The organism is Stenotrophomonas sp. YJH_SMC_40, from assembly GCF_059368615.1.
The window spans coordinates 331,054-352,128 of sequence record NZ_JCAFRX010000001.1 but is presented as its reverse complement, the minus strand read 5'-3'; the positions used below and the strand labels follow the sequence as shown (position 1 = coordinate 352,128).

27 protein-coding genes, 1 tRNA gene and 1 riboswitch are annotated in these 21,075 nt (G+C 66.4%); of the genes, 11 read left to right on the top strand and 17 right to left on the bottom strand.

Features of this window, described 5'->3' with window-relative positions:
* Positions 1-104: 104 nt before the first annotated feature.
* A complete protein-coding gene (locus tag AC5P6X_RS01720; RefSeq protein WP_108270445.1) occupies positions 105-470 on the bottom strand; it encodes a DUF6164 family protein in 366 nt (121 codons plus the stop codon).
* A 70-nt stretch (positions 471-540) separates the two neighbouring features.
* Between AC5P6X_RS01720 and AC5P6X_RS01715 the strand changes: the two genes are divergently transcribed.
* A complete protein-coding gene (locus AC5P6X_RS01715; protein WP_049449157.1) occupies positions 541-975 on the top strand; it encodes an FKBP-type peptidyl-prolyl cis-trans isomerase in 435 nt (144 codons plus the stop codon).
* On the top strand, positions 962-2,209 hold the full coding sequence (locus AC5P6X_RS01710) for a TIGR03862 family flavoprotein (protein WP_111108377.1): 1,248 nt from the start codon (positions 962-964) through the stop codon (positions 2,207-2,209). The genes AC5P6X_RS01715 and AC5P6X_RS01710 overlap by 14 nt, the downstream gene beginning before the upstream one ends.
* A gap of 53 nt (positions 2,210-2,262) precedes the next feature.
* On the opposite strand, the gene AC5P6X_RS01705 is transcribed toward AC5P6X_RS01710, so the two are convergent.
* The 4 genes from AC5P6X_RS01705 to AC5P6X_RS01690 all read right to left on the bottom strand — a co-directional run bounded on the left by AC5P6X_RS01705 (position 2,263) and on the right by AC5P6X_RS01690 (position 6,392).
* Entirely contained in the window at positions 2,263-2,724 is a 462-nt protein-coding gene (locus AC5P6X_RS01705; protein WP_164223042.1) for a GNAT family N-acetyltransferase, read from the bottom strand.
* A 126-nt stretch (positions 2,725-2,850) separates the two neighbouring features.
* The gene (locus AC5P6X_RS01700; protein ID WP_109813829.1) at positions 2,851-4,473 is read right to left on the bottom strand and encodes an FMN-binding glutamate synthase family protein; all 1,623 of its coding nucleotides are present in this window, start codon (positions 4,471-4,473) and stop codon (positions 2,851-2,853) included.
* Positions 4,474-4,528: 55 nt separating this feature from the next.
* The gene (locus AC5P6X_RS01695) at positions 4,529-5,815 is read right to left on the bottom strand and encodes a nucleotide sugar dehydrogenase (RefSeq protein WP_005408982.1); all 1,287 of its coding nucleotides are present in this window, start codon (positions 5,813-5,815) and stop codon (positions 4,529-4,531) included.
* Between the two features lie 142 nt (positions 5,816-5,957).
* Positions 5,958-6,392, bottom strand: coding sequence for a BLUF domain-containing protein (locus AC5P6X_RS01690; RefSeq protein WP_005408981.1), 435 nt, complete (start codon positions 6,390-6,392; stop codon positions 5,958-5,960).
* 128 nt (positions 6,393-6,520) lie between these two features.
* Here AC5P6X_RS01690 and AC5P6X_RS01685 point away from each other — a divergent pair.
* Positions 6,521-6,607: transfer RNA gene (locus AC5P6X_RS01685), tRNA-Leu, on the top strand.
* 23 nt (positions 6,608-6,630) lie between these two features.
* On the opposite strand, the gene hemN is transcribed toward AC5P6X_RS01685, so the two are convergent.
* Both hemN and AC5P6X_RS01675 read right to left on the bottom strand, forming a co-directional pair.
* Positions 6,631-8,040, bottom strand: a complete 1,410-nt coding sequence (hemN, locus tag AC5P6X_RS01680; protein WP_043034401.1) for an oxygen-independent coproporphyrinogen III oxidase — start codon at positions 8,038-8,040, stop codon at positions 6,631-6,633.
* A 44-nt stretch (positions 8,041-8,084) separates the two neighbouring features.
* Positions 8,085-8,522 carry a group III truncated hemoglobin gene (locus AC5P6X_RS01675; RefSeq protein WP_033834669.1) on the bottom strand — a complete coding sequence of 146 codons (438 nt, stop codon included), beginning with the start codon at positions 8,520-8,522 and terminating at the stop codon, positions 8,085-8,087.
* 178 nt (positions 8,523-8,700) lie between these two features.
* Here AC5P6X_RS01675 and AC5P6X_RS01670 point away from each other — a divergent pair, with 178 nt between their 5' ends.
* Positions 8,701-8,988 carry a hypothetical protein gene (locus AC5P6X_RS01670; RefSeq protein ID WP_005408925.1) on the top strand — a complete coding sequence of 96 codons (288 nt, stop codon included), beginning with the start codon at positions 8,701-8,703 and terminating at the stop codon, positions 8,986-8,988.
* Positions 8,985-10,028 carry a 4Fe-4S dicluster domain-containing protein gene (locus AC5P6X_RS01665; RefSeq protein WP_049449142.1) on the top strand — a complete coding sequence of 348 codons (1,044 nt, stop codon included), beginning with the start codon at positions 8,985-8,987 and terminating at the stop codon, positions 10,026-10,028. Before AC5P6X_RS01670 ends, AC5P6X_RS01665 begins: the two co-directional genes overlap by 4 nt.
* Before the next feature lies 1 nt (position 10,029).
* On the opposite strand, the gene AC5P6X_RS01660 is transcribed toward AC5P6X_RS01665, so the two are convergent.
* Together AC5P6X_RS01660 and AC5P6X_RS01655 are read right to left on the bottom strand one after the other, a co-directional pair.
* Positions 10,030-10,266 carry a hypothetical protein gene (locus AC5P6X_RS01660; protein ID WP_005408923.1) on the bottom strand — a complete coding sequence of 79 codons (237 nt, stop codon included), beginning with the start codon at positions 10,264-10,266 and terminating at the stop codon, positions 10,030-10,032.
* Between the two features lie 352 nt (positions 10,267-10,618).
* Positions 10,619-10,828 (bottom strand): helix-turn-helix domain-containing protein, encoded by a 210-nt coding sequence (locus AC5P6X_RS01655; RefSeq protein ID WP_005408922.1) that lies wholly within the window; start codon positions 10,826-10,828, stop codon positions 10,619-10,621.
* A gap of 111 nt (positions 10,829-10,939) precedes the next feature.
* Here AC5P6X_RS01655 and AC5P6X_RS01650 point away from each other — a divergent pair, with 111 nt between their 5' ends.
* Together AC5P6X_RS01650 and crcB are read left to right on the top strand one after the other, a co-directional pair.
* Entirely contained in the window at positions 10,940-11,341 is a 402-nt protein-coding gene (locus AC5P6X_RS01650) for a transcriptional regulator (protein WP_005408921.1), read from the top strand.
* 22 nt (positions 11,342-11,363) lie between these two features.
* A riboswitch (Fluoride riboswitch) is annotated at positions 11,364-11,427 on the top strand.
* Between the two features lie 82 nt (positions 11,428-11,509).
* A complete protein-coding gene (gene crcB / locus AC5P6X_RS01645; protein ID WP_005412844.1) occupies positions 11,510-11,902 on the top strand; it encodes a fluoride efflux transporter CrcB in 393 nt (130 codons plus the stop codon).
* 3 nt (positions 11,903-11,905) lie between these two features.
* Here crcB and AC5P6X_RS01640 read toward each other — a convergent pair whose 3' ends face one another.
* Positions 11,906-12,739: an AraC family transcriptional regulator gene (locus AC5P6X_RS01640; protein WP_024956612.1), complete on the bottom strand. Its 834-nt coding sequence runs from the start codon at positions 12,737-12,739 to the stop codon at positions 11,906-11,908.
* Positions 12,740-12,873: 134 nt separating this feature from the next.
* On the opposite strand from AC5P6X_RS01640, the gene AC5P6X_RS01635 reads away from it, so the two are divergent.
* A complete protein-coding gene (locus tag AC5P6X_RS01635; RefSeq protein ID WP_164223036.1) occupies positions 12,874-13,368 on the top strand; it encodes a DUF6265 family protein in 495 nt (164 codons plus the stop codon).
* 58 nt (positions 13,369-13,426) lie between these two features.
* Here the strand turns inward: AC5P6X_RS01635 and AC5P6X_RS01630 are convergent, their stop codons facing one another.
* Together AC5P6X_RS01630 and AC5P6X_RS01625 are read right to left on the bottom strand one after the other, a co-directional pair.
* The gene (locus AC5P6X_RS01630) at positions 13,427-13,837 is read right to left on the bottom strand and encodes an SRPBCC family protein (protein WP_329755910.1); all 411 of its coding nucleotides are present in this window, start codon (positions 13,835-13,837) and stop codon (positions 13,427-13,429) included.
* 20 nt (positions 13,838-13,857) lie between these two features.
* A complete protein-coding gene (locus AC5P6X_RS01625) occupies positions 13,858-14,877 on the bottom strand; it encodes an aldo/keto reductase (RefSeq protein ID WP_005412841.1) in 1,020 nt (339 codons plus the stop codon).
* Between the two features lie 103 nt (positions 14,878-14,980).
* On the opposite strand from AC5P6X_RS01625, the gene AC5P6X_RS01620 reads away from it, so the two are divergent.
* Positions 14,981-15,898, top strand: coding sequence for a LysR family transcriptional regulator (locus tag AC5P6X_RS01620; protein WP_065183382.1), 918 nt, complete (start codon positions 14,981-14,983; stop codon positions 15,896-15,898).
* Positions 15,899-15,908: 10 nt separating this feature from the next.
* Here AC5P6X_RS01620 and AC5P6X_RS01615 read toward each other — a convergent pair whose 3' ends face one another.
* Positions 15,909-16,427 (bottom strand): P-loop nucleotide/nucleoside kinase family protein, encoded by a 519-nt coding sequence (locus tag AC5P6X_RS01615; protein ID WP_123958401.1) that lies wholly within the window; start codon positions 16,425-16,427, stop codon positions 15,909-15,911.
* 261 nt (positions 16,428-16,688) lie between these two features.
* On the opposite strand from AC5P6X_RS01615, the gene AC5P6X_RS01610 reads away from it, so the two are divergent.
* On the top strand, positions 16,689-17,765 hold the full coding sequence (locus AC5P6X_RS01610) for an alpha/beta hydrolase family protein (RefSeq protein ID WP_108270450.1): 1,077 nt from the start codon (positions 16,689-16,691) through the stop codon (positions 17,763-17,765).
* A 259-nt stretch (positions 17,766-18,024) separates the two neighbouring features.
* Here the strand turns inward: AC5P6X_RS01610 and AC5P6X_RS01605 are convergent, their stop codons facing one another.
* Together AC5P6X_RS01605 and AC5P6X_RS01600 are read right to left on the bottom strand one after the other, a co-directional pair.
* Entirely contained in the window at positions 18,025-18,294 is a 270-nt protein-coding gene (locus tag AC5P6X_RS01605; RefSeq protein ID WP_005408911.1) for a hypothetical protein, read from the bottom strand.
* Positions 18,295-18,418: 124 nt separating this feature from the next.
* Positions 18,419-19,123, bottom strand: a complete 705-nt coding sequence (locus AC5P6X_RS01600) for an ArsR/SmtB family transcription factor (RefSeq protein ID WP_108270451.1) — start codon at positions 19,121-19,123, stop codon at positions 18,419-18,421.
* 103 nt (positions 19,124-19,226) lie between these two features.
* Here AC5P6X_RS01600 and AC5P6X_RS01595 point away from each other — a divergent pair, with 103 nt between their 5' ends.
* On the top strand, positions 19,227-19,868 hold the full coding sequence (locus tag AC5P6X_RS01595) for a flavin reductase family protein (RefSeq protein ID WP_329755911.1): 642 nt from the start codon (positions 19,227-19,229) through the stop codon (positions 19,866-19,868).
* 10 nt (positions 19,869-19,878) lie between these two features.
* Here the strand turns inward: AC5P6X_RS01595 and AC5P6X_RS01590 are convergent, their stop codons facing one another.
* Together AC5P6X_RS01590 and AC5P6X_RS01585 are read right to left on the bottom strand one after the other, a co-directional pair.
* Positions 19,879-20,424: a DUF4124 domain-containing protein gene (locus tag AC5P6X_RS01590; RefSeq protein ID WP_049449127.1), complete on the bottom strand. Its 546-nt coding sequence runs from the start codon at positions 20,422-20,424 to the stop codon at positions 19,879-19,881.
* Between the two features lie 74 nt (positions 20,425-20,498).
* Positions 20,499-21,047 carry a GNAT family N-acetyltransferase gene (locus AC5P6X_RS01585; RefSeq protein WP_495215294.1) on the bottom strand — a complete coding sequence of 183 codons (549 nt, stop codon included), beginning with the start codon at positions 21,045-21,047 and terminating at the stop codon, positions 20,499-20,501.
* Between the last annotated feature and the right edge of the window lie 28 nt (positions 21,048-21,075).

Here is a 21,075-nt window from a genome sequence, read left to right as displayed (position 1 = left end):
CCCGCCTGTCCACACCGCCCCGCCCTCCCACTGAAGCCCGGCTTTTGTCGTTGCTGTTGCCGTTGCGTCTGCGGGTGCCGGGTGCAACCCGGCCAGAAGCCCCATTACCCCCGCAACAACACGAACGGCAGCAGTACCAGCGCCGCCGCAGCCACCATCCCCAGCAGCACCAGCACCACGTAGACCGGCCGCCGCCGGAACAGGCTGCCGAAGGTCTCCGCCGTGCCATCACGCAATGCCTGCTCACGCTCGGCACGGATGCGCGGCCCGCGTTCGGCCTGGTATTCCGCCATCAGCGCCTTCGCACGTGGATGATCGGCGTCCTCGCGCAGCCACAGGCCACCATTGGAGATGCCCCAAGGGCTGGGTTCGGTGCGATACCAGGCGATGCCGTGCTGGTCGAGCAGCGTGCAGACATCGGCATATTCGTCGTCGCCGACATTGCGCAGATTGAGCAGGAGTTTTGCCATGCCCCCATGATACCCGGCGCCGATGCGCTACCCTTGCCGCCCTCGCCCTGCGCCCTTCCGGAGACGCCCGATGCGCCGCCTGCTGCTTCCCCTGCTGCTGTCCCTCGCCGCCGCTGGCTGCACAACCGAACCGTCCGGCCCACCGCCCGGCGGCACCCTGACCAGCTTCGAGCGCATCGATACTGTGCCCGGCACCGGCACCGAAGCCGTTGCCGGCAGCAAGGTCACCGTGCACTACACCGGCTGGATCTACGACAACCGCACCGAAACCAAGCACGGCAAGACCTTCGACAGCTCCTTCAAGCACGGCGAACCGTTCACCTTCGCGCTCGGCGCCGGCCAGGTCATCCGCGGCTGGGATGAGGGCGTGGCCGGCATGAAGGTCGGTGGCAAGCGCACCCTGATGATCCCGCCGGATTACGGCTATGGCGACCGCCGGGTTGGCCCGATTCCGGCCGGTTCGTCGCTGGTGTTCGATGTCGAGCTGCTCGATGTCAAACCGTAATGCCGCACCGCTTCCGCGGGTCGCCGTCATCGGCGGTGGCCCGGCCGGCCTGTTCGCCGCCGAGCGCCTGCGCGCCGCCGGTCTGGAGGTGGACCTGTACGAGGCCAAGGGTTCGCCCGGCCGCAAGTTCCTGATCGCCGGCAAGGGCGGACTCAACCTCACCCATTCCGATCCGCGTCCGCTGTTCGACAGCCGCTACCGCGAGCAGTCCACGACCGTGGGCCGCTGGCTGGATGGCTTCGATGCGCAGGCATTGCGCGACTGGGCCGGCGGCTTTGGCGTGGAGACCTATGTGGGCAGCTCCGGCCGCGTGTTCCCGGTCGACCGCAAGGCCGCGCCGCTGCTGCGTGGCTGGGTGCGCCGGCTGAAGGAACAGGGCGTGCGCCTGCATGCCAACCACCGTTGGATCGGCTGGAGCAACGACGGCGCGCTGCGCTTCGCCACCGAAGCCGGCGAGATCGATGTCCACGCCGATGCCACCGTGTTGGCGATGGGCGGCGGCAGCTGGCCGCAGCTGGGCAGCGACGGCGCCTGGGTTGCACCACTGCAGGCCCGTGGCGTGGACATCGCGCCACTGCAGTCAGCCAACTGCGGCTTCGACGTGGACTGGACCCCGTTCTTCGCCCAGCGCAATGCCGGTGCACCGTTGAAGCCGGTCGTCGCGCACTGGATCGACCTGGCCGGACAGCCACAGTCGCTGCAGGGCGAATGCGTGGCCAGCGAGTACGGCATCGAAGGCAGCCTGATCTATGCGTTGGCGGCGGACCTGCGCGAGACCATCAACCGCGATGGCCACGCGATGCTGTGGCTGGATCTGGTGCCGGGCCGCGACGAGGCGCGCCTGCTGGCCGATCTGTCACGCCCGCGCAAGGGCCGCAGCTTCGGCGAGCACCTGCGTCGCCAGGCGGGCCTTGATGCGGTGAAGGCCGCACTGGTGTTCGAGATTCTGGGTAAGGAAGCCGGCAACGACCTGCCTGCCGTGGCGGCTACGCTCAAGCGCCTGCCGCTGCGCCTGCTGCGTCCCCGGCCGATGGCCGAGGTGATCAGCACCGCCGGTGGCGTGCGCCTGGATGCGCTGGATGATGGCCTGATGCTGCGGGCCGTGCCCGGCGTGTTCTGCGCCGGCGAGATGCTGGACTGGGAGGCGCCGACAGGTGGCTACCTGTTGACCGCGTGCTACGCCAGTGGCCTGCGCGCCGCCGAGGGCGTGATCAGGTGGCTGGCCGGGCGGTGACGCCTGCATTGTAGAGTCGAGCCATGCTCGACTGCCTTACAGTCCCCGGGTGCTCACCATGGCCTGCGCATGCTCACCGAAGCCAGCGCCACGCCGCTGGGATGCGGATAGACCTCTTCGCGCACGCTGATGAATCCCTGCCGTTGGTAGAACGGCACCGCGTTGAGCGAGGCCGACAGCACCACCTCACGCTCACGATCGGCCATTGCCAGCAGGCGCTGCATCAGCGCCTGGCCGATTCCCTGGCCGCCACGATCAGGATCAACGAACAACGCGTCGACTTCATTGGCATCGGCATCGAACACACCGAAGCCAAGAAGGCCGCCCTGCCCATCCTCGGCCACCACGCAGCCACCCTGCCCCAGCAACCGCGCGTACTGCGACGGCGGTGGCGAGGCCGACCAGGGCGCAATCACTTCGGGCGGATAATGGCTGCTGCAGGTCCCGCGCACGCAACGCGTGCGCAACGCCCACAGCGTGGCCACGTCATCCGTGGTGCCGGTCCTGAACCGCATGGCATCTCCTTGCAGCGTCGAGCCATGCTCGACGGTTCTTCGTTCCAACATCGCGATGAGAGAAGCAGCCGAGCATGGGCTCGGCCCTTGCCCAGACGAGGGCGACACGGTATCTACAGCAACACCTTATCGCGACTTGCTGGCGCGCAGCGCCTGGATCTTCGGCGGCGGCTGGAAGGAATCGCTGCGCGCATCGGCCCAGAACGCATGGAACACGGCGTGATCCGGTACCTTGTGCAGCAGCTCGCCCGGTTCAAGGTAACGGTACAGCGAGGCCAGCGAACGGATCTCAACAGGCGAAACCCGACGCAGGATATGCTCCGGGCCCAGTTCCGCCGGGTCGTTCAGGCCCGCAGCACACAGCAGTTCCTTCAAGGCATGCAGCGTGTGCTCGTGGTAGCTGTACACACGGGTGGCCTTGTCCGGTGCATCCAGATGCTTCCAGCGCGCCGGGTCCTGGGTCGCGATGCCGGTGGGGCACTTGTCGGTATGGCAACTCAACGACTGGATGCAGCCCAGCGCGAACATGAAGCCGCGGCCGGCATTACACCAGTCGGCACCCAGCGCGATGGTGCGCGCGATGTCGAACGCACTGGTGATCTTGCCGGCTGCACCGATGCGGATGCGCTCGCGCAGATCGAGGCCGACCAGGGTGTTGTGCACCAGCAGCAGCGCTTCGTGCATCGGCACGCCGACATGGTCGACGAACTCGGCCGGCGCCGCGCCGGTGCCCCCTTCGGCACCGTCCACCACGATGAAATCCGGTAGCAACCCGGTTTCCTGCATCGCCTTGGCAATGCCGAACCACTCCCACGGGTGGCCGATCGCCAGCTTGAAACCGACCGGCTTGCCACCGGACAGCTCGCGCAGGCGGGCGACGAACTGCAGCAGCTCGACCGGTGTCGAGAACGCCGAGTGACGCGACGGCGACACGCAGTCCACGCCCATCGGCACGCCACGGGTCACCGAGATTTCGGCAGTCACCTTCGGCGCTGGCAGCACGCCGCCATGACCCGGCTTGGCACCCTGCGACAGCTTGATCTCGATCATCCTGACCTGGTCATGGGCGGCATTGGCAACGAAGCGTTCCTCGCTGAAACCACCCTTCTCGTCGCGGCAACCGAAGTAGCCCGAGCCGATTTCCCAGACCAGATCGCCGCCCATCTCACGGTGATAGGGCGAGATCGAACCTTCGCCGGTGTCGTGGTAGAAACCACCACGCCGTGCGCCTTCGTTCAGTGCGCGGATGGCATTGGCCGACAGTGAACCGAAGCTCATCGCCGAGATGTTGAACACGCTGGCCGAATAGGGCTTGGCACAGTTCGGACCGATCAGCACGCGGAAGTCATGCTTGGCGATGGCGGTCGGCGCCAGTGAATGGTTGATCCATTCGTAGTCCACCGCATAGGTGCTGCGCAGGGTGCCGAACGGTACCGTGTCCATCTCGTTCTTGGCGCGCTGGTAGATCAGTGCACGTTGCTGGCGCGAGAACGGCACGTCCTCCAGGTCACTCTGCACGAAGTACTGGCGGATCTCCGGGCCGATCGATTCCAGCCCGTAGCGGAAGTGCGCCATCACCGGATAGTTGCGGCGCAGCGTGCTGCGTTTCTGCAGCAGGTCCCAGGTCCCCAATGCCACCATCGCGGCAGTCAGGCCGACGCCCCAGTACCAGGCCGGCCAGATCGTGGCCAGCCACAGGCATATCGGGAACATCAGGATGGCGAGCAGGTAGACGATGTACCGGTGCATGGCTTTCCTCGGTTGCAACTGTTCCCGAGTCTACCGCGCCGCTCGCTGCCAAGGCTTACAAACGATCGTCAACCACGTTGCGCGGCCAGGCCGATTTGACGTCGTAGACCAGGCCGCCTGGCGCCAGCAGCGCCCGGATTGCGTCTTCATCCATTGCCTTGAAACGGGCGTGGGCCACCGCCAGCACCACCGCGTCGTAGCGCCCTGCCCCGGGTTCGGCCAGCCAATCCAGGCCCTCGCCGGTCAATGCCGCCGGGCCGACCCACGGGTCGCTCACCTCCACCTGCGCCCCCGCATCGCGCAGGCGCTGGGCCAGTTCCAGCGCGCGGCTGTTGCGCAGGTCGGGGCAATCCTCCTTGAAGGTCACGCCCAGCACCAGGATGCGTGCCTCCGCCGGTGCACGGCCACGCTCGGCCAGCATCGCCAGCACGCGCGCCGCCACGTGCTCGCCGACGCGGTTGTTGACCTGCCTCGCGGTGTGGATCAGGTCCGGGTGGTAGCCCACGCTTTCGGACTTGTGCAGCAGATAGTACGGATCGACGCCGATGCAGTGACCGCCAACCAGGCCTGGCCGGAACGGCAGGAAATTCCACTTGCTGCCAGCGGCGTCCAGTACGTCCTGGGTATCGATGCCGAGCCGGTCGAAGATCAGCGCCAGCTCGTTGACCAGCGCGATGTTGACGTCGCGCTGGATGTTCTCGACCACCTTGGCTGCTTCGGCCACGCGCATCGACGGCGCCGGGAACGTACCGGCGTCGATGATGCGCTGGTAGAGACCATCGATCACCGCAGCGACTTCCGGGGTCGAACCAGACGTGATCTTGCGGATGTCGGCCAGGCGCCGCTGGCGGTCACCTGGACTGACCCGTTCCGGGCTGTAGCCGCAATAGAAGTCTTCGTTGAAGCCCAGGCCCGAACCCTGTTCCAGCAGCGGCACGCACACTTCCTCGGTGGTGCCGGGGTACACCGTGGACTCGTAGATCACCAGATCGCCGGCGCGAAGATGACTGGCAATCAGCCGTGTCGCCGAACGCAGGGGCTCCAGGTCGGGCTGCTCGTATGCATCGATCGGGGTCGGCACGGTGACGATATAGACGTTGCAGGCATCGAGCAGCGAAGGATCGCTGCCGTACTGCAGATGCGTGGCTTCGGCCAGCTCGTCGGCCTCCATCTCCAGCGTGTGATCGCGGCCACCGCGTAGCTCCGCGATGCGGCCGGCATCGATGTCAAAGCCCAGTGTCGGCCAGTGCCGGCCAAACGCCACCGCCAATGGCAGGCCGACGTAACCCAAGCCGATCACGGCGAAACGCGGCGTCACCGCCGCCGCAACGGGCACGCTCATCGGCATGTCCCGTGCACCGGGTGAAACCGGATGCGTGCCGCCATGGCTTGGGCCAACCCACTCATTCGCTGTACCACTCCGGAAAACCCGCACCAGAAAGGCTACAGCCTACCGGCCCCGGTACCCCGCCGCCAAGGCGGGCTCAGGAACCCAGCGCGACCGCAGCGGGTTCCAGCTCGCCGTCGGCACCGGTCCAGGCCTGCAGCAGGCGCTCGAAACCACCGCTGCCAAGCAGGAAACCCGGCCACGCCGCGTCAACGATCTGGGTCAGCAGGTCCGCATCGATCCGCCGCGTCCCCATCGACCAGCGCGGGAACGCACGCTGCACCACCGGCGCGCGGCACAACAGCCTCATCTGCGCGTGGCTGCGTGCATTGAAGATGCGCTGGAACACCGAATCGATGCCATCTTCGGGGCCTTCCAGATACTGCAGGAAGCGGCTGCCGTCGAACATCAGGACACCGGTGACACCGGCTACACGATTGAATGCCGTGGCGTCGGCCAGCAGGCGATCAAGATCGGTTGTCCGCAGATCGGCGCGGGCCTCACTGGCATAGGCAATCGCGTGCAGCGACATCGGGTGGCTCCCCCCCTGGGAACGGTGGCTGGGACTATGACATGAACAGGGATAACAGTTAAGCACGTCGCTCACGCGCAATCCGGCTGCAGCGACACGGGTAGGCTACAATCGGCGCCGCGCTGCAGGCCCGGATGGCGAAACTGGTAGACGCATCGGACTTAAAATCCGCCGGGGGCAACCCCATGCCGGTTCGATTCCGGCTCCGGGCACCACACGCACGCAGCACATCCGGCTTTCAGATCGCCCGCGAGTAACGTGGCTGCTCATGTGCGGCACGCAGATACGGGTCGAAGCACATTGCCAGCAACCGCAGCAACGGTCGCCCGGGTTCGCTCGCACGCACCACGCCATCGCGGTATTCGGCCAGGCCATCTTCCTGCAGCCGCTGTACCGAACGCAGGTCCTCGGCGAAGTACTGCTGGAAATCCACGCCGTGGCGCTGCCCCAGCACCGCACCATCCACCTCGCCCTGGCACATCAGCTGCTGGATCAGCTCCGCGCGCAGCTGGTCGTCGGCACTCAGCGCGACACCGCGCCAGACCGGCAACTGCCCCTGGTCCACCGCGTCCTCCCAAGACGCCAGGTCACGTGGATTCTGGCTGTAGGTGGCGCCGATATGGCTGATCGCACTTACGCCCAGGCCGAGCAGATCGGTATCGGCGTGGGTGGTGTAACCCATGAAGTTGCGATGCAGCTGGCCGGCACGCTGCGCGCGTGACAGATCCTCTTCCGGCAATGCGAAATGATCCATGCCGATGTACTGGTAGCCAGCCGCAGAGAGCTTCTCCACCGCCAGGCCCAGCAGCGCCAGCTTGTCTTCCGGCGACGGCAACCGGCTTTCGTCGATCTGCTTCTGCGCCCGGAACAGATGCGGCAGGTGCGCATAGCCATACACCGCCAGGCGGTCCGGGCGCAGCGCCAGCACCCGTTCGAGGGTGCGGCCGAATCCTTCCAGGCTCTGCCCGGGCAGGCCGTAGATCAGGTCGACGTTGACCGAACGCATGCCGCTGTCGCGGCAGGCGCGCAGGATGTCCAGTGTCTGCTGCACGCCCTGTATGCGGTTGATCGATTCCTGCACCTGCGGGTCGAAATCCTGCACGCCCAGGCTGGCCCGGTTGAAGCCCAGGCGCGCCAGCATGGCGACGTCACGGGTGTCGATGAAGCGTGGATCGAGTTCGATCGAGAAATCGCGCTGCGGTGAATCGCTGAAATCGAAGCGCCGGCGCAACCCTTCCACCAGTGTGGTCATCGCCTCGGCATCGAGGAAGTTCGGCGTACCACCGCCCAGATGCAGCTGGATGACCTCGCGACCGTCCTCGAACTGTGGTGCCAGCAGATCGGCCTCGGCCAGCACGCGCGACACATAGCTGTGGCCACGGCCGCGATCGCGGGTGATCACCCGGTTGCAGCCGCAGTAGAAGCACGGGCTGGAACAGAACGGCACATGCACGTACAGCGACAGCGCGCGGGCCAGCTGGTTGCTGTCGGCGATCGCCTGGCGCAGCGCCGGCGCGTCGAACCCATCATGGAAATGCGGCGCGGTCGGGTACGAGGTGTAGCGCGGGCCCGGCCGGTCGTGCCGGCGCAGAAGGTCGGGGTCGAAGGTCCAGGCCAGGCCACCAGCGGCGGGAGAGAACGTGTCCATGGCGCCAGCATCGCGCCGGGCGGCCTGCGCCGCCTTGACCCAGATCAATCCTTGGCGGGCATCCCCAGCACCGGCAGGCCGACCTGCGGCCATCGCAGCATCTGGTAGCGCTTCCAGAAGGTGTCACCGATGCGCGCGGCCACGTCGTTGGCCAGCTCCTGCATCGGCGGGTTGTTGCATTCGGCGGTGGTGATCCGGAACAGCACCAGCCAGCGGTCGAACAGATCCTTGTCCAGCTCGATGGCCATGTGCTTGGACATCGGCGAACCCTTGAAGCGCCGGGTGCCGCGCAGCATCGCCGACCAGAAGTCGACCAGCTGGGCCAGATGCTCCGGCCAGTCGTGGACGTGGGCCTCGAACACCGGCCCCAATCGCTCCTCCCCGCGCACGCGGGCGTAGAAGTCGTGGACCAAGCGGGTCACTTCCTGCTCGGTGCACAGCTCGGGCGAGGCGACAGGAAGGACAGGCGGCGTTGCGTTCATCGGGGTACCCAAAGCGTGCCGGCAGTGTGCCGCAGCCGGCCGGCACCACCGTTGATCCAGATCAATGTCGGCGCAGTCCGCTGCACCTAGGCTGGCACGCTTGCAGGAAGCATGCCCTGCGGATGCCGCGCCAACCCAGGCGAGTATACGCGCCGCCCACTTTTCGATCCGGGACAGCATGAACAGACCCTCTCCCAACCGTCGCCAGCAGTTGATCCAGCAATGGGGCGCGATCCTCTGGCCCAGCTTCATCGCTGCCGGCCTGGCCAGCGTGGTGTTCTTCGCCTTCGTCGACCCGCTGCGGTTGCAGGCCATCAGTTTCCCGGGCACGCAGATCAGCCGTGAAATGGGCTACACGGCCGGCTTCTTCATGTTCTGGACGGTGACGGCGCTGTCCAGCGCGATCACCTGGTACTTGCAGCGACCGATGCCCAGCGGCGACGACGACGAGCTGCCGCTGGGATGAGTACGACCTGCACACCGAGACCACGGCACTGGCGCGGCACGCTCAGCGCCGCCTTGCTGGTGCTGTTCTACACATTGCCATGGCTGCGCTGGGACGGCCGCCAGGCCTTGCTGCTGGATATCAACGCCCGCCGCTTCGATCTGTTCGGCTGGACGCTGTGGCCGGGAGACGTCGGGGTGCTGGTCGGCCTGCTGGCGGTGCTCGCGGTGGGGCTGGCACTGCTCACCCACCTCGCCGGGCGCATCTGGTGCGGCCACGCCTGCCCGCAGACACTGTGGCGCCGTGCCTTCGACTGGATCGCCGACGGCGTGGCCCGCGCGCTTCCGGCACGCGTTGCGCGCGCGGCCACACAGCTGGCCTGGGGGCTGCTCTCGCTGTGGACCGGCATCACCTTCGTGGGCCTGTTCAGCCCGATCGCCGAGCTGGTGATCGCAGCGCCGCGCGCCGGCTGGAGCGGCTGGGAAACGTTCTGGGTGCTGTTCTATGCCGCCGCCACCTGGGCAAACGCCAGCTTCCTGCGCGAGCAGGTCTGCCGTTCGCTGTGCCCGTTCGCACGCATGCAGCCGCTGCTGACCGATCCACATACGCCGCGCATGCTGTACGACGCCCGCCGCGGCGAGCCACGCGGACCTCGCCCATCCGGACTGGGCGGCGTGCTGGGCCGTGGCCGCGGCCTGCTCGACCCGACCACTGCACAGGACTACGTGTTCCGCGCCGCGCATCCGCTGCTGGCCGGACCAATGCCGACCTTCAGCGCCGACCGTCTTGGCGACTGCACCGATTGCGCGGCCTGCATCAGCGCCTGCCCGATGCAGTTGGACATCCGCCAGGGGCCGCAGGCCGACTGCCTGGCCTGCGGCGCCTGTCTGGAAGCCTGCGCACAGCAACAGCACCGGGCCGGGTTCGGTCCGGGGCTGGTGCGCTACTGCAGTCCGCAGGCGATGGCCGGACAACCGAAGCGCTGGTGGCGACCCCGGACCCTGGCCCTGCTGTCTTTGCTGCTGGCGCTGCTTGCCTGCGGCGCCTGGCGCCTGCTCTGAATCAACGCGGCCCGTCGGCGTGCGGTGGTACCAGCTGCGCGCGTCGGACAATGCCCAGCTGCTCGATGATCAGCGCCATTTCGTTGGTGAACTCGGTACGCTCGGTCCCCTGCGGGACGAGCCGGTCCAGCACCTGCTGGTAGGTATCCCAGAACGCCGGACCGCATCCGTGTTTGTGATAGCTGGCTTCCAGTTCGCGGCGTACCCGTTCAGCCAAGCCATGCATGCCGTATTCCATACGACCTCCGTTGGACTTGTTCTGCATCGTTGACGGTCTACCGACTCACTTGCGTGCTACTGAAAGACTCCCAGGCTTCACGCCCGGTTGATTCAAATTAGTCACAGATTTCACGACAGGTCAATTACATGCAGCGACTTTCGCGATTGAAATTATTAATCGTTCACGAAACCACATACGGGACTCCGCCCCTCGCGGATGGGGTGAAGCCGACAACGCGCCCCAGGCACCTGTCCGGCAGCCGGTAGGCCTCGACAATAGGTACTGCCAAAACGATCAGTTTTTCCTATTTTGCTAAATGAACTTAACAGAATGCGCTTAGCATGCTAAATGCGACAAAAGGCGGCGCAATTCAGGCGGATTCGACTTCGGCGGCGCCCGTTGCGGGGAACAGGTTCGGGTAGCGCTGATGCAGGATGTACTGCCGCAGAGCGGGGATCGGGAAGTCTTTCGGCCATTGCGATACCGCGGAACGGCTGATGCCGAAGAAGCGCGCCAGCTCCGCATCGGTCTGGAACCCCAGCCGCGTACGCACCTGCCGCTTGTTCCAGAATTCGGTCATGGTCTGCCCTTTTGTTAACCAGACTTATTCTTGCGGCAAGGATTCTTCGCATTCCACGCGTTAAGCTGGCTTGCATAGATGAATACTCTCGGCCAACGACTCGCCGCCGCCATGAAGAAAGCCGGGCACCCCCGCCCGGCCGATCTGGCCCGCGCCGCCAAATCCACCACGGCAACCATCAGCAACTGGCTCAACGACCATGTCAGTGCGTCCCATGTGAAAGCCGAGCAGCTGTTCCGCATCGCCGATGCGGCCAAGCTGGACGCACGCGAGCTGCTGTATGGAGTGAACGGGCGTGGCGTCGGGGAGCCGGGTAACGCCTACATTCCCAGCCAGGCCCACCTTGACGTCTGGCAGGACGCCTATGAGCTGGTCAGTCACCTGGTGGCCGAGAATGGCCTGGAGATCGACCACCGCCGCCACGCGGCGCTGGACCTGCTCGCGTTCGAACTGCTGATGGATGGCTTCAGCCGCAGCAAGGTGGCCCGCGTGCTGACGACCTCGATGACGTGAATGCACCGCCGCTGGTAGCATGGACCGCGATGGGGATGGGGCTCCCCCGATAACCGCCTGAGAAGGCTGATGGCTCCTGCCAGGACGAACCCGGTGTTCGTCGACGGCAGGTCGTGCCTGCCCTCGGCGTTCGCCATTGACCCTGCGAACCCGCATTCGAGGCACGCCATGCAAGCATTGAACAACTATTTCCTGGTCTTCGTCGGCGGCGGTATCGGAGCCTGCCTGCGCCACGCCTGCAACCTGATCGGCGCCCGAGTGGCCGTCGGCAGCCCCTGGCCGTGGTCGACCTTCCTGATCAACATCAGCGGCGCCCTGCTGATGGGCGTGGTGGTCGAGGTCTTCGCGATGCGCAATGGTGCCTCGCCGCAGCTTCGCCTGTTGCTCGCCACCGGCATCCTTGGCGGCTACACCACGTTCTCTACCTATGCGCTGGAGATCGGCCTGCTGCTGCAGCGCGGGCAGCACGGACTGGCCGCGCTGTATGCCGGTGGCTCGGTGGCGCTGGGCCTGGCCGGCCTGTTCGGTGGCATGAAGCTGGCCCGGCTGGTGCTGGGCTAAGGCTCAGGCCGTGCCAGCACGCGCCTGTCCGCGCCATTCGCGTGGTGACTGCCCCGTGTGCGCCTTGAACGCGCGCGAGAGTGCCGCCTCGCTGCCATAGCCCACCTCGTCGGCAATCCGCTTCAGCGGCCGGCCCTGGCGCAGCGCCTGCTGTGCCAGCCCGACCCGCCAGCCTTGCAGGTACTGGCCCGGGGTGGTCCCCATCGCTTCGCGGAAGCTGGCGGCGAACACGCTGCGTGACATGCCGGCCACCTCGGCCAGATCTTCCAGCGTCCACCCCTGCGCCGGGGCTTCGTGCATCGCCACCAGCGCCAGCCGCAATCGCGGGTGGCCAAGCCCAGCGAACAGACCGCCGCGCATTTCGCCACCTTCCATCAGCTGGCGCAGCACCTGGATCATCACCACCTCGAACAGGCGGTTGACCATCGCCGCGCGCCCGCAACGCTGCTCGAACGCTTCTTCGAACAACAACTCCAGCGCTGCGTTGCCGCCATACAGCCCAGCCAGCGGCAGGCAGATGAAATCCGGCAACGCGGCGCTGATCGGATTGAGCCGGCCGCCTTCGAAATGCAGGTTCGCGCAGGCCATGTCGGCGCCCTGCTGTGGGTCGGTACTGAAGCGGTGCGGCATCGGCCGCGGATACAGCAGCAGGCTGGGCACATCCACCTGTACGGTCTGCTGGGCATGACTGACCTGCAGCGGGCCACGTCGCACCAGGTGCAGCTGCCCGGCTTCATCCTCACCCTCCAGCGTGTTGATGCCGCACAGCGCACCGGCATGGAACACCGAGGCGGTGACCGCGAAGCGTTCAAGCAGAATGGCGAGACGGTCGACCATGACGGGACTTCGGGTCAAACGAGACAAGCTCAATGTGACAGATCGTATCGGAATCAGCACTGGAAAGGACGGCACTGGCCGTGTGATCTGGCGGGCGCTATACAGGCCGCACATTCCCGCGCATGGAGGCACCGATGTCACTCCGCATCGCCCTGGCCCTGTTGTCGCTGCTGCTCGCGGCCCCGCACGCGCTATCCGCCTCACCCTCGAAGATCGAACACCTGGCCTGGCTGGCCGGTTGCTGGCAGCTTGATGGGCAGCCACCCGGTGCCGGCGAGCAATGGACCAGCCTGGCTGGAAACACTCTGTTCGGCAGCAGCCGCAGCCTGCGTGACGGGCGAACCGTCGGCTTCGAGTTCATGCAACTGCGCCAGCACGATGATGGGCGCCTGGTGCTGACTGCCCTGCCCTCTGGCCAGAACGCCACGGACTTCAACGCCACCCGGGTCGATGCCAACGAGGCGGTCTTCGAGAATCCTGCCAACGACTTCCCACAGCGTATCCACTACCGGCGCCTCGACAACCAGCGCGCACATGCGCGCATCGAGATCGCGCAGGACAATCCGAAGCAGGCAATGGACTTTCCCATGCATCGCGTCGCCTGCGGTGGACCGACGCCCGCACCCTGACACGCAGACGCCCCGGGCCGGCCGGGGCGCCTGCATGCGGTCAACGCCACACGGGCATTCACGCGGCCAGCGTGGTTTCCAGGGCCTTCAGGCCATCGCGATAGATGCCCTCGAACAGCGCGGACGCTTCTTCGTTGCTGACGCCCACCGGAGTGAAGTCACCGGACCAGTCGATCCGCGAACCGTCGCCCTGCTCGACCACACGCAGGGTGGATCGATAGCCGCTGACCGGGAACGGGGCCTGCAGGATCGAGTAGGTGTAGCTGCGATCGGCCTGGTCGAAGGCTTCCAGGCGCTCGACGATGGCATCGCCATCGGGATTGGCCAGATGGCGCACGCGACCGCCTTCACTGAGCGTGCTCTGGGGAATGTACGGAAGCCAGTCGGGCAATGAATCGAAGCCGCCGATGAGGTTCCAGACCTGGTCGGCCGGGGTCGGCACGGTGATGGATACAGAAGCAGTTGCCATGGGAATGTCTCCTTCGGGACTCAGATGTTGTCGATCGGCAGCGGGGCGTTGGCCGCGACCAGGCCCTGGGCGCGCAGCGCCTGCCAGAACCCGGCCGGGATGATTTCCTTCAGTGCGGCGTAGTCTTCGGCGATGCGCTCGGGACGGCTGGCGCCCGGGATCACCGCAGCCACTGCCGGGTTGGCCAGCGAGAACTGCAACGCGGCCGCCTTGATGCTGATGCCGTACTCGGCCGCGATGGCCTTGATGCGCTCGACCTTGGCCAGGATCTCCGGCGACGCCTTCTGGTACTCGAAGTGGCTGCCACCGGCCAGCACGCCGGAGCTGTACGGACCGCCGACCACGACGCCGGTGTTGCGCTCGGCCGCCTTGGGCATCACCCGCTGCAGCGCACGCTCGTGGTCGAGCAGCGAGTAGCGGCCTGCCAGCAGGAAGCCATCCGGACGGGCTTCGTCCAGGTCCAGGGTCAGCTCGATCGGCTCGACACGGTTGACGCCCAGGCCCCAGGCCTTGATCACGCCCTCCTCGCGCAGGCGGGTCAGCACCTTGAAGGCGCCGCGGCGTGCGGTCTCGAAGTACGACAGCCACTCATCGCCGTAGAAGTCCTGTGCGATGTCGTGCACCCAGACGATATCCAGGCGATCGGTCTTCAGGCGCTTGAGGCTGTCGTCGATCGAACGCAGGGTGGCATCGGCCGAGTAATCGTTGACCAGCTTGTTGGGGCGGCCGGCGACGAACAGGCCGCCCTTCTCGCCAAGGTCGCGGGCGCTGGTGTCTTCCACTTCGTCCAGGATCAGGCGGCCGACCTTGGTGCTGAGCACGAAGTCATCGCGGTTGCGCTTGGCCAGCGCGTCGCCAAGGCGGATCTCGGCCAGGCCTGCGCCATAGAACGGGGCGGTATCGAAGTAGCGGGTGCCCTGTTCCCAGGCCGCGTCCACCGTGGCCTGGGCCTCGGCTTCCGGGATGTCACGGAACATGTTGCCCAGCGGCGCGGTACCGAAGCCGAGGGTCTTGCCAGCCAGCAGCGTGTTGATGCTCATGGATTCCCCCTTGGGGAGGTTGTTGAAGTTGAGGCACAGGCTAGGCTTGCCCGATAAGACTGTCCAAGACATAATTTAATTATCTTAAGTCCCACAAGGTCTTATGCTCGACCTCCGCCAACTGCGCTACTTCGTGGCCGTCGCCGAAGATGAACACGTCGGCCGCGCTGCCGAGCGCCTTCACATCTCCCAATCCCCGCTCAGCCGGCAGATCGCCCAGCTGGAGGAACGGCTGGAACTGCAGCTGTTCGAACGCTCCCAGCAGCGCATCCGGCTGACCGCCGATGGCCGTACCTTCCTCGCCGAGGCGCGGGCCCTGCTGACCCATGCCAACCGGCTGGAATCGCTGGCGCGCCGGCTCGGCCGCGGCGACGAAGGCGGCCTGTGCATCGGCTATCTGGAGTACGCGATGCACTCCGGCGTATTGCCCACCGCCCTGCGCGAACTGCGCGGCGATCGCCCGGCGGTGCATATCGCGCTCTACAACCAGCAGTCGGACGTGCAGCTGGAAGGCCTGCGACAACGCAGCCTGGACATCGCCCTGGTCTGCGAACCACCGGCATTCGACGATCCGGACCTGGAGGCCACGCAGGTGCTGAACGACCCGATGCTGCTGGCCGTGCCGGCCGACCACCCACTGGCCAGTGCAGAGACCATCACGCCAGAGGATCTGGCCAGCCAGCAGTGGATCGGCGTGATGCACAGGGAAAACGCACTGCGCCACGACACCTTCATCGCCGCGTGTGCGAAAGCCGGGTTCACCCCGACCATCGCCATGGAAGCGACCGAGCCACTGGCCGCGCTTGGCCTGGTTGCCGCCGGCCTGGGCCTGACCACCGTCCAGCAGAGCCTGGATCACCAGGCGCCGGACGGCGTGGTGCTGCGCGAGCTGCCGTGGTTCAGCTACCGCACACCGCTGTGGGCGGCCTGGCACCGCATCAACCTGCGCCCCCTGGTCGAGACCTTCCGCAGGACGCTCGTGCGCACCGCCACCGAAGGCAAGCCGGCATTCGGCGACTGAGCCGACCCCGCTATGCCGAGCCTGCCTCGGTGTAGCGCATCACCATGAAACCCTCTTCTGCTGCCGGTGCAACGAAGTGGCGGGTGATCTGCTCGAATTCCTCATCGCTGGCCTGGAAGGGATGCTCGCCGCATGCATTGCGTGCACGCAGCCGCGCCTTGCAGACCTCGTCGGCGATATCGAGGAAGTGCAGTTGATGCGCGGCGCCCACTGGCGAGAACACCGCACGTGCCCACCCGCGGGTGGCGGGCGTGTTGAAGGGGAAATCGAGCACCACCGAGACGCCGGCCTGCAGCAGCGCACGCAGATGATCGGTCAGCACGCTGCGCAGCGTGGCTGCGCGCTGCAGATAATCGGCGACGGAGTGGATTTCGCCCGGGTGCAGCGTGGCCAACCAGGCATCTTCGCTGATCAATACGTGGCGAGGCTTGGCCGCCAGCTGTTGCGACAACGTCGATTTGCCTGCGCCGATCTTGCCGCACAGCAGGTGCAGGGTTGCGCCGCCATCGGCGGATGAAGGGTGTTGCATCTGCGATCTCCTCGGTGGATTCCAGTTCCCGGGAGAGCGCTGCATGCAATCCGCCTTCCCGGGCGGGTTGCAGGGCCGTGACGACCGCGCGCTACCCCGCCTTCCCTTGGGGAATGCGGATAATCGACGCGGTGACGTGCGGAGCCATGCCACCAGCGTAGAGCGCCGCCTGTACGGCCCGCAATCCCCTGCGGCAGTGCAGCGCGCGCAACATTCCGCTGGCATCTATGCTCTGCGCCATTCCCGCATGGAATGACCACGATGCGCCCCTTGCTTCGATGTGCCCTCGCCCTTGGCCTGCTGCATGCTTCGACGGCATCGCTGGCAGCACCAACCTCGGCACCACGCACGCTCAGCGGCGAGCTGCAGGGCGCCCCCTGGCGGCTGGATGTACCGGCAGACTGGAACGGCGACCTGGTGATGCTGGCCCATGGCTATGAGCCCGTGGGCGTGCCACGCACCACGCCGATGGCCGCCGGTGACAGCACCGCAGCACTGCTGGGCGCGGGCTACGCCGTCGCGCAGAGCGCGTATTCCAGCCAAGGCTGGGCGGTGGCCGAGGCGATCACCGACATGGAACACCTGCGACAGCATGCGCTGGGTGAACTCAAGCGCGTGCGACACACCTGGATGCTGGGCTTCTCGATGGGTGGTGCCGTAACCATTGGCAGCCTCGAGCGTTTCCCGCAGCACTATGCCGGTGGTGTGTCGCTGTGCGGCGCCAATCTCAGTGGCGAACAGATCGCGGCCGACCTGCTGACCACACTGGTCGCGTTCGATTATTTCTTCCCCAAGGCTGAGGGGCTGCCGGTCACCGGGTTGGCGTCGCGCGAAGCAGCCACGCTGCCCCAGAGTGAGCTTTACCAGGGCATCGCCACCGCGCTGCAACGCGACCCGGCGCATGCCGCGTTGCTGGCGCAGCGGCTGCAGGTTTCCCCCGATGAAGTGGCCGGCACGATCAGCCTGCACGCCCTGGTCCTGCACGAGCTGGCCACACGCAGCGGTGGCATGCCGGTCGGCAACAGGGGCATGGTCTACAGCGGCTTCGGCGATGACGCCGCATTCAACGCCGGGGTGCGGCGCATCGATGCTGTACCTGCCGCGCAGGCCAGGGTGCGCGCGACGCTGGCGCTGACCGGCGCACTGCAGCGCCCGCTGGTGATCCAGTTCAACCACAACGACCCGACCATCGTGCCGCACATGCAGACGGTGTATCCGCAGTTGGCCGCACACGCCGGTGCGCGGCCAGCGCCACGGGTACTGCCATCGGTGGGCGAAGGACATTGTGGCTTCTCTGAGGCACAGGTTGTCGATGCCTTGAAGACAGTGCAACACTGAGTCCATCGCATAGCGAAACGCGTCCGCCACGCTGGCAACGCTTACGGTGCAGGGACCCGCGCAGCATGTGCCGCCTCCCCTCGATCTGACCGCGCACCTGTTCGGCATGTCCGAAGGCGAGTGGCTGGGCTTCGACATGTCGGTGCCGTTTGGCCACCCGGGTGTCGGCCGACCAGCACAGTGCCGTTCGATGCGCGCGGTCAGATCGGCGCGATCGGCCAGGTCTTGGCCGTGCGCCCGCAGCCGCAGCAGGCGGGGATCAGCCGCCCAGCGTGCCCATCGTGAAGGTGTAGCCCGAGCTCATCAGGAATTCGCGCATGCGCATTTCCGCGCGCCGCGGTGAGGCCAGGTTGGCCGGCGCATACAGGGCGTACACCAGGCCTGATCCCTCGATATGCTCGCGGCGGACCTCGCAGCGGGCGGTTTCCGAGGCAATCACCCATCCGTCCTTCAGCCGCTCCGGCCCGATGGATTGCCCGTTCTTCAACCGAAAGGTCAGCCAACGCACATCTGCCATGATTTTGCTCATTTCCGATTCGCTCCGTGCCCGAAGCGACCCGTGATGTCCTTGCTCGCCATTGCAGCTCCCTGAGACGTGGAACTCGACCATAACGCCTTGCCATGTCGCGGGTGGCTGAGACTGGCCGCGCCGCTCAGGTCGCCAGGTTGAAGAGCCGCCACAACGCCTCGCGCCCGGGTGGCGTCAGCCGCAGTTCGCGCCGGCCCTCGACGCGCCGCAGCCAATCGTTGTTCACGAAACTGTCCAGCATGGCCTCACCGACCAGCCCTGCCAGGTGCGGCCGCCGTTCGGTGCAGTCCAGGCAGCCACGGCAGTAGCGCGCCGGCTTGGCCGTCACCGGCTGCTGCAGGAGCTCGCGCAACGGCAGGCCCAGTCCGGCAAGGAATGCGGCGCCTCCAGCGCTGATCTGCCAATGCCCTTCGCATGGCAGTACATGCCCCGCCTGCAGCAAGCGATCGGTGATGGCGACCGCGTGCACGCCGGCCAGGTGCCGATAGCAGGAACGCGCCTCGCGCAGTGCAGGCATGCTGCGCGCGGCCGCAGCGGTACACGAAGGGGTACGGTCGGCCACGCGCAGGATGCCTTCGAGCATCTCTGCCACCTCGTTTGATGCCAGCCGGTGGTAGCGATGACGCCCCTGCGCCACCGCCACCAGCAGGTCGCCCTCGACCAGCCTGCGCAGGTGCGTGCTCGCCGTCTGCGGCGTTACCCCGGCCACGCGCGCCAGCTCCATCGCGGTGTAGGCCCGTCCATCCATCAACTGCAGCAGCATGGCGGCACGCGCCTGGTCCCCGACCAGGGCACCGACACTGACAAGGGAACCGGAGGTGTGGACCATGCCCCATTGTGGCATGCCGTCATCTGCCAACAGTTCGATGCAGGCCGAAGCGTCAGCAGCCGACTGCGCGGCACAGTGCTCGCCCGCAACCGCGAGACCTGCCGTGAAGACCGCTTCGATCCATCGCCGCCGCATCACCCCTTCGGTCCTGTACCCAGGCACGGCCGTGCTGCTGATGACCACGTTGAATGACGACGGCAGCAGCAACATCAGCCCGCTTTCTTCGTTCTGGGCACTGGGCAACCGGGTAGTGCTGGGTCTCGGTACGCAGGGCCAGGGCTATCGCAACCTGCAGCTGCGCAACGAGTGCGTGCTGAACTTCCCCTCATCCGCGCAGGCCGCACAGGTCGAGGCAATCGCGCGGGCAACCGGCTGTAACCCAGTGCCGACCGCCAAGCAGGCGATGGGCTACGTGCACGTGCGCGACAAGTTCGCACTGGGCGGATTCACTGCCGTCGTGTCGACGCACGTTGCTCCGATGGCCATTGCCGAGTGCCCGCTGCAGGTGGAGGCCACCGTCATGGCGATGCATCCACCCGGCGAGGATGATGGCCAGGGCTTCGTGATCGTCGAAGGCCGCATCCGCTGCGTGCATGCGCACGAAGACATCGCGGTGGACGGCACCCAGCACATCGATGTGGCGCGCTGGAAACCGCTGATCTACCTGTTCCGGCACTACCTGGGCGTGAGCGCGCCGGTCGGGCGCAACTTCCGTGCGGAGACACCCATGCGCCTTCCCGCCTAGCGGGAACGACTCATGGCGTACCCGCGGGTACGTTGCTGAACTTGTCGCGCACCGAACGCTCGCGTTCACGCCGGGTCGAGGCGCACTGTTCGCGCGCACTCGCCATCTGTGTATCCGCCGCCATCCGCTCGGCACTCAACGATTGCTGCAGGCTGGCAATCTGCGTACGGATGCCCGAGTCACGGGTTGCGCCGGCCAGGTTGTTGCTCGACGCGGCCATCTGCCGGTTCAACTCGGCGATCTGCCGACCGATCTGCTGGCTGCGCGACTCCAGCGGACCGTAGATGCGCGAGCGCTCGCCCTGCACGCAGTTGCGCTCGGCGATACCGGCGTCGGCCAGTTCGGTGTTCTGGTACACCGCCGCGCGGTTCGATGCCTCCCCCGCCGTTTCCATGGAGGAACGGCTGGAACGCAGCTTCATGGGTTCAGCGCCGGCAGCACAGGGATTCTGGCTGTATACCGTTTCACCGGAAGCGCCCTTGCACTTGTAGACCTGGGCCGATGCCAGCGGGAAACACCCCAGCAGCATCATCGCCATCACTACCTTCCCCTTCATCCTGCACCGCTCCCTGGTTCATTGGACAACCGCCACGATACGGTGGTTTGGTGGCGACTGCACGCTGGCGCCGTTCAGACCGTTTCGCCCTGCAGATCGAGCAAGGCCGTGGTCCAGCGGCGCGCTCCCAGCGTGGCCACCATGCCGCCGCGATAGACGAACCTGCGTACGTGGCCGTCTTCAATGAAGCAGGTCTCGTTCTGCATCGGCACATAGCCCACAGAGGCATAGTGCCGATGATCCAGGGTGAACAGCACGGCGAAATCGATACCGTGCCGGCGCAGCTCTGCATGGGCCGCTTCGAGCAACCGCGAGGCAATGCCCTGCCGGCGAACGTCGGCACGCACCACCACGCCGCCGATCAAGCCCATGCGTTCCGGCTCGCCGTCCAGCAGTACGTTGCGTTCGTACAGCGCGAGATGTGCGACAACGTGATCACCTCCCATCGCCAGGACCAGAGCGACCGGCCCCGGGATGGCGTAGCCCTCGCCCTGCATGTCCGGGAAAGCCTGGCGAAGCAGATCCACCGCCTGCTGACGGTGTTGCGGCCCTACGCTTTGCCAGCGGCATACCTGAACGTGCATTGCCCTATCTTCGTCGAATGAATGTGTGTCCAGGCCCATCGTGCCAAGGAAACATGACCGGGCTCGC

Bases quoted from the DNA above. Each gene is read 5' to 3' on its own strand.
- AC5P6X_RS01670 (WP_005408925.1), top strand. From the start codon at position 8,701: ATGAACAGACCCTCTCCCAACCGTCGCCAGCAGTTGATCCAGCAATGG.
- AC5P6X_RS01695 (WP_005408982.1), bottom strand. From the start codon at position 5,815: ATGAGCGTGCCCGTTGCGGCGGCGGTGACGCCGCGTTTCGCCGTGATC.
- AC5P6X_RS01675 (WP_033834669.1), bottom strand. From the start codon at position 8,522: ATGAACGCAACGCCGCCTGTCCTTCCTGTCGCCTCGCCCGAGCTGTGC.
- AC5P6X_RS01615 (WP_123958401.1), bottom strand. From the start codon at position 16,427: ATGCAACACCCTTCATCCGCCGATGGCGGCGCAACCCTGCACCTGCTG.
- AC5P6X_RS01710 (WP_111108377.1), top strand. From the start codon at position 962: ATGTCAAACCGTAATGCCGCACCGCTTCCGCGGGTCGCCGTCATCGGC.
- AC5P6X_RS01630 (WP_329755910.1), bottom strand. From the start codon at position 13,837: ATGGCAACTGCTTCTGTATCCATCACCGTGCCGACCCCGGCCGACCAG.
- AC5P6X_RS01655 (WP_005408922.1), bottom strand. From the start codon at position 10,828: ATGACCGAATTCTGGAACAAGCGGCAGGTGCGTACGCGGCTGGGGTTC.
- AC5P6X_RS01665 (WP_049449142.1), top strand. From the start codon at position 8,985: ATGAGTACGACCTGCACACCGAGACCACGGCACTGGCGCGGCACGCTC.
- AC5P6X_RS01705 (WP_164223042.1), bottom strand. From the start codon at position 2,724: ATGCGGTTCAGGACCGGCACCACGGATGACGTGGCCACGCTGTGGGCG.
- AC5P6X_RS01660 (WP_005408923.1), bottom strand. From the start codon at position 10,266: ATGGAATACGGCATGCATGGCTTGGCTGAACGGGTACGCCGCGAACTG.
- AC5P6X_RS01640 (WP_024956612.1), bottom strand. From the start codon at position 12,739: ATGGTCGACCGTCTCGCCATTCTGCTTGAACGCTTCGCGGTCACCGCC.
- AC5P6X_RS01650 (WP_005408921.1), top strand. From the start codon at position 10,940: ATGAAGAAAGCCGGGCACCCCCGCCCGGCCGATCTGGCCCGCGCCGCC.
- crcB (WP_005412844.1), top strand. From the start codon at position 11,510: ATGCAAGCATTGAACAACTATTTCCTGGTCTTCGTCGGCGGCGGTATC.
- AC5P6X_RS01625 (WP_005412841.1), bottom strand. From the start codon at position 14,877: ATGAGCATCAACACGCTGCTGGCTGGCAAGACCCTCGGCTTCGGTACC.
- AC5P6X_RS01720 (WP_108270445.1), bottom strand. From the start codon at position 470: ATGGCAAAACTCCTGCTCAATCTGCGCAATGTCGGCGACGACGAATAT.
- AC5P6X_RS01715 (WP_049449157.1), top strand. From the start codon at position 541: ATGCGCCGCCTGCTGCTTCCCCTGCTGCTGTCCCTCGCCGCCGCTGGC.
- AC5P6X_RS01610 (WP_108270450.1), top strand. From the start codon at position 16,689: ATGCGCCCCTTGCTTCGATGTGCCCTCGCCCTTGGCCTGCTGCATGCT.
- hemN (WP_043034401.1), bottom strand. From the start codon at position 8,040: ATGGACACGTTCTCTCCCGCCGCTGGTGGCCTGGCCTGGACCTTCGAC.
- AC5P6X_RS01620 (WP_065183382.1), top strand. From the start codon at position 14,981: ATGCTCGACCTCCGCCAACTGCGCTACTTCGTGGCCGTCGCCGAAGAT.
- AC5P6X_RS01600 (WP_108270451.1), bottom strand. From the start codon at position 19,123: ATGGTCCACACCTCCGGTTCCCTTGTCAGTGTCGGTGCCCTGGTCGGG.
- AC5P6X_RS01700 (WP_109813829.1), bottom strand. From the start codon at position 4,473: ATGCACCGGTACATCGTCTACCTGCTCGCCATCCTGATGTTCCCGATA.
- AC5P6X_RS01585 (WP_495215294.1), bottom strand. From the start codon at position 21,047: ATGGGCCTGGACACACATTCATTCGACGAAGATAGGGCAATGCACGTT.
- AC5P6X_RS01635 (WP_164223036.1), top strand. From the start codon at position 12,874: ATGTCACTCCGCATCGCCCTGGCCCTGTTGTCGCTGCTGCTCGCGGCC.
- AC5P6X_RS01590 (WP_049449127.1), bottom strand. From the start codon at position 20,424: ATGAAGGGGAAGGTAGTGATGGCGATGATGCTGCTGGGGTGTTTCCCG.
- AC5P6X_RS01690 (WP_005408981.1), bottom strand. From the start codon at position 6,392: ATGTCGCTGCACGCGATTGCCTATGCCAGTGAGGCCCGCGCCGATCTG.
- AC5P6X_RS01605 (WP_005408911.1), bottom strand. From the start codon at position 18,294: ATGAGCAAAATCATGGCAGATGTGCGTTGGCTGACCTTTCGGTTGAAG.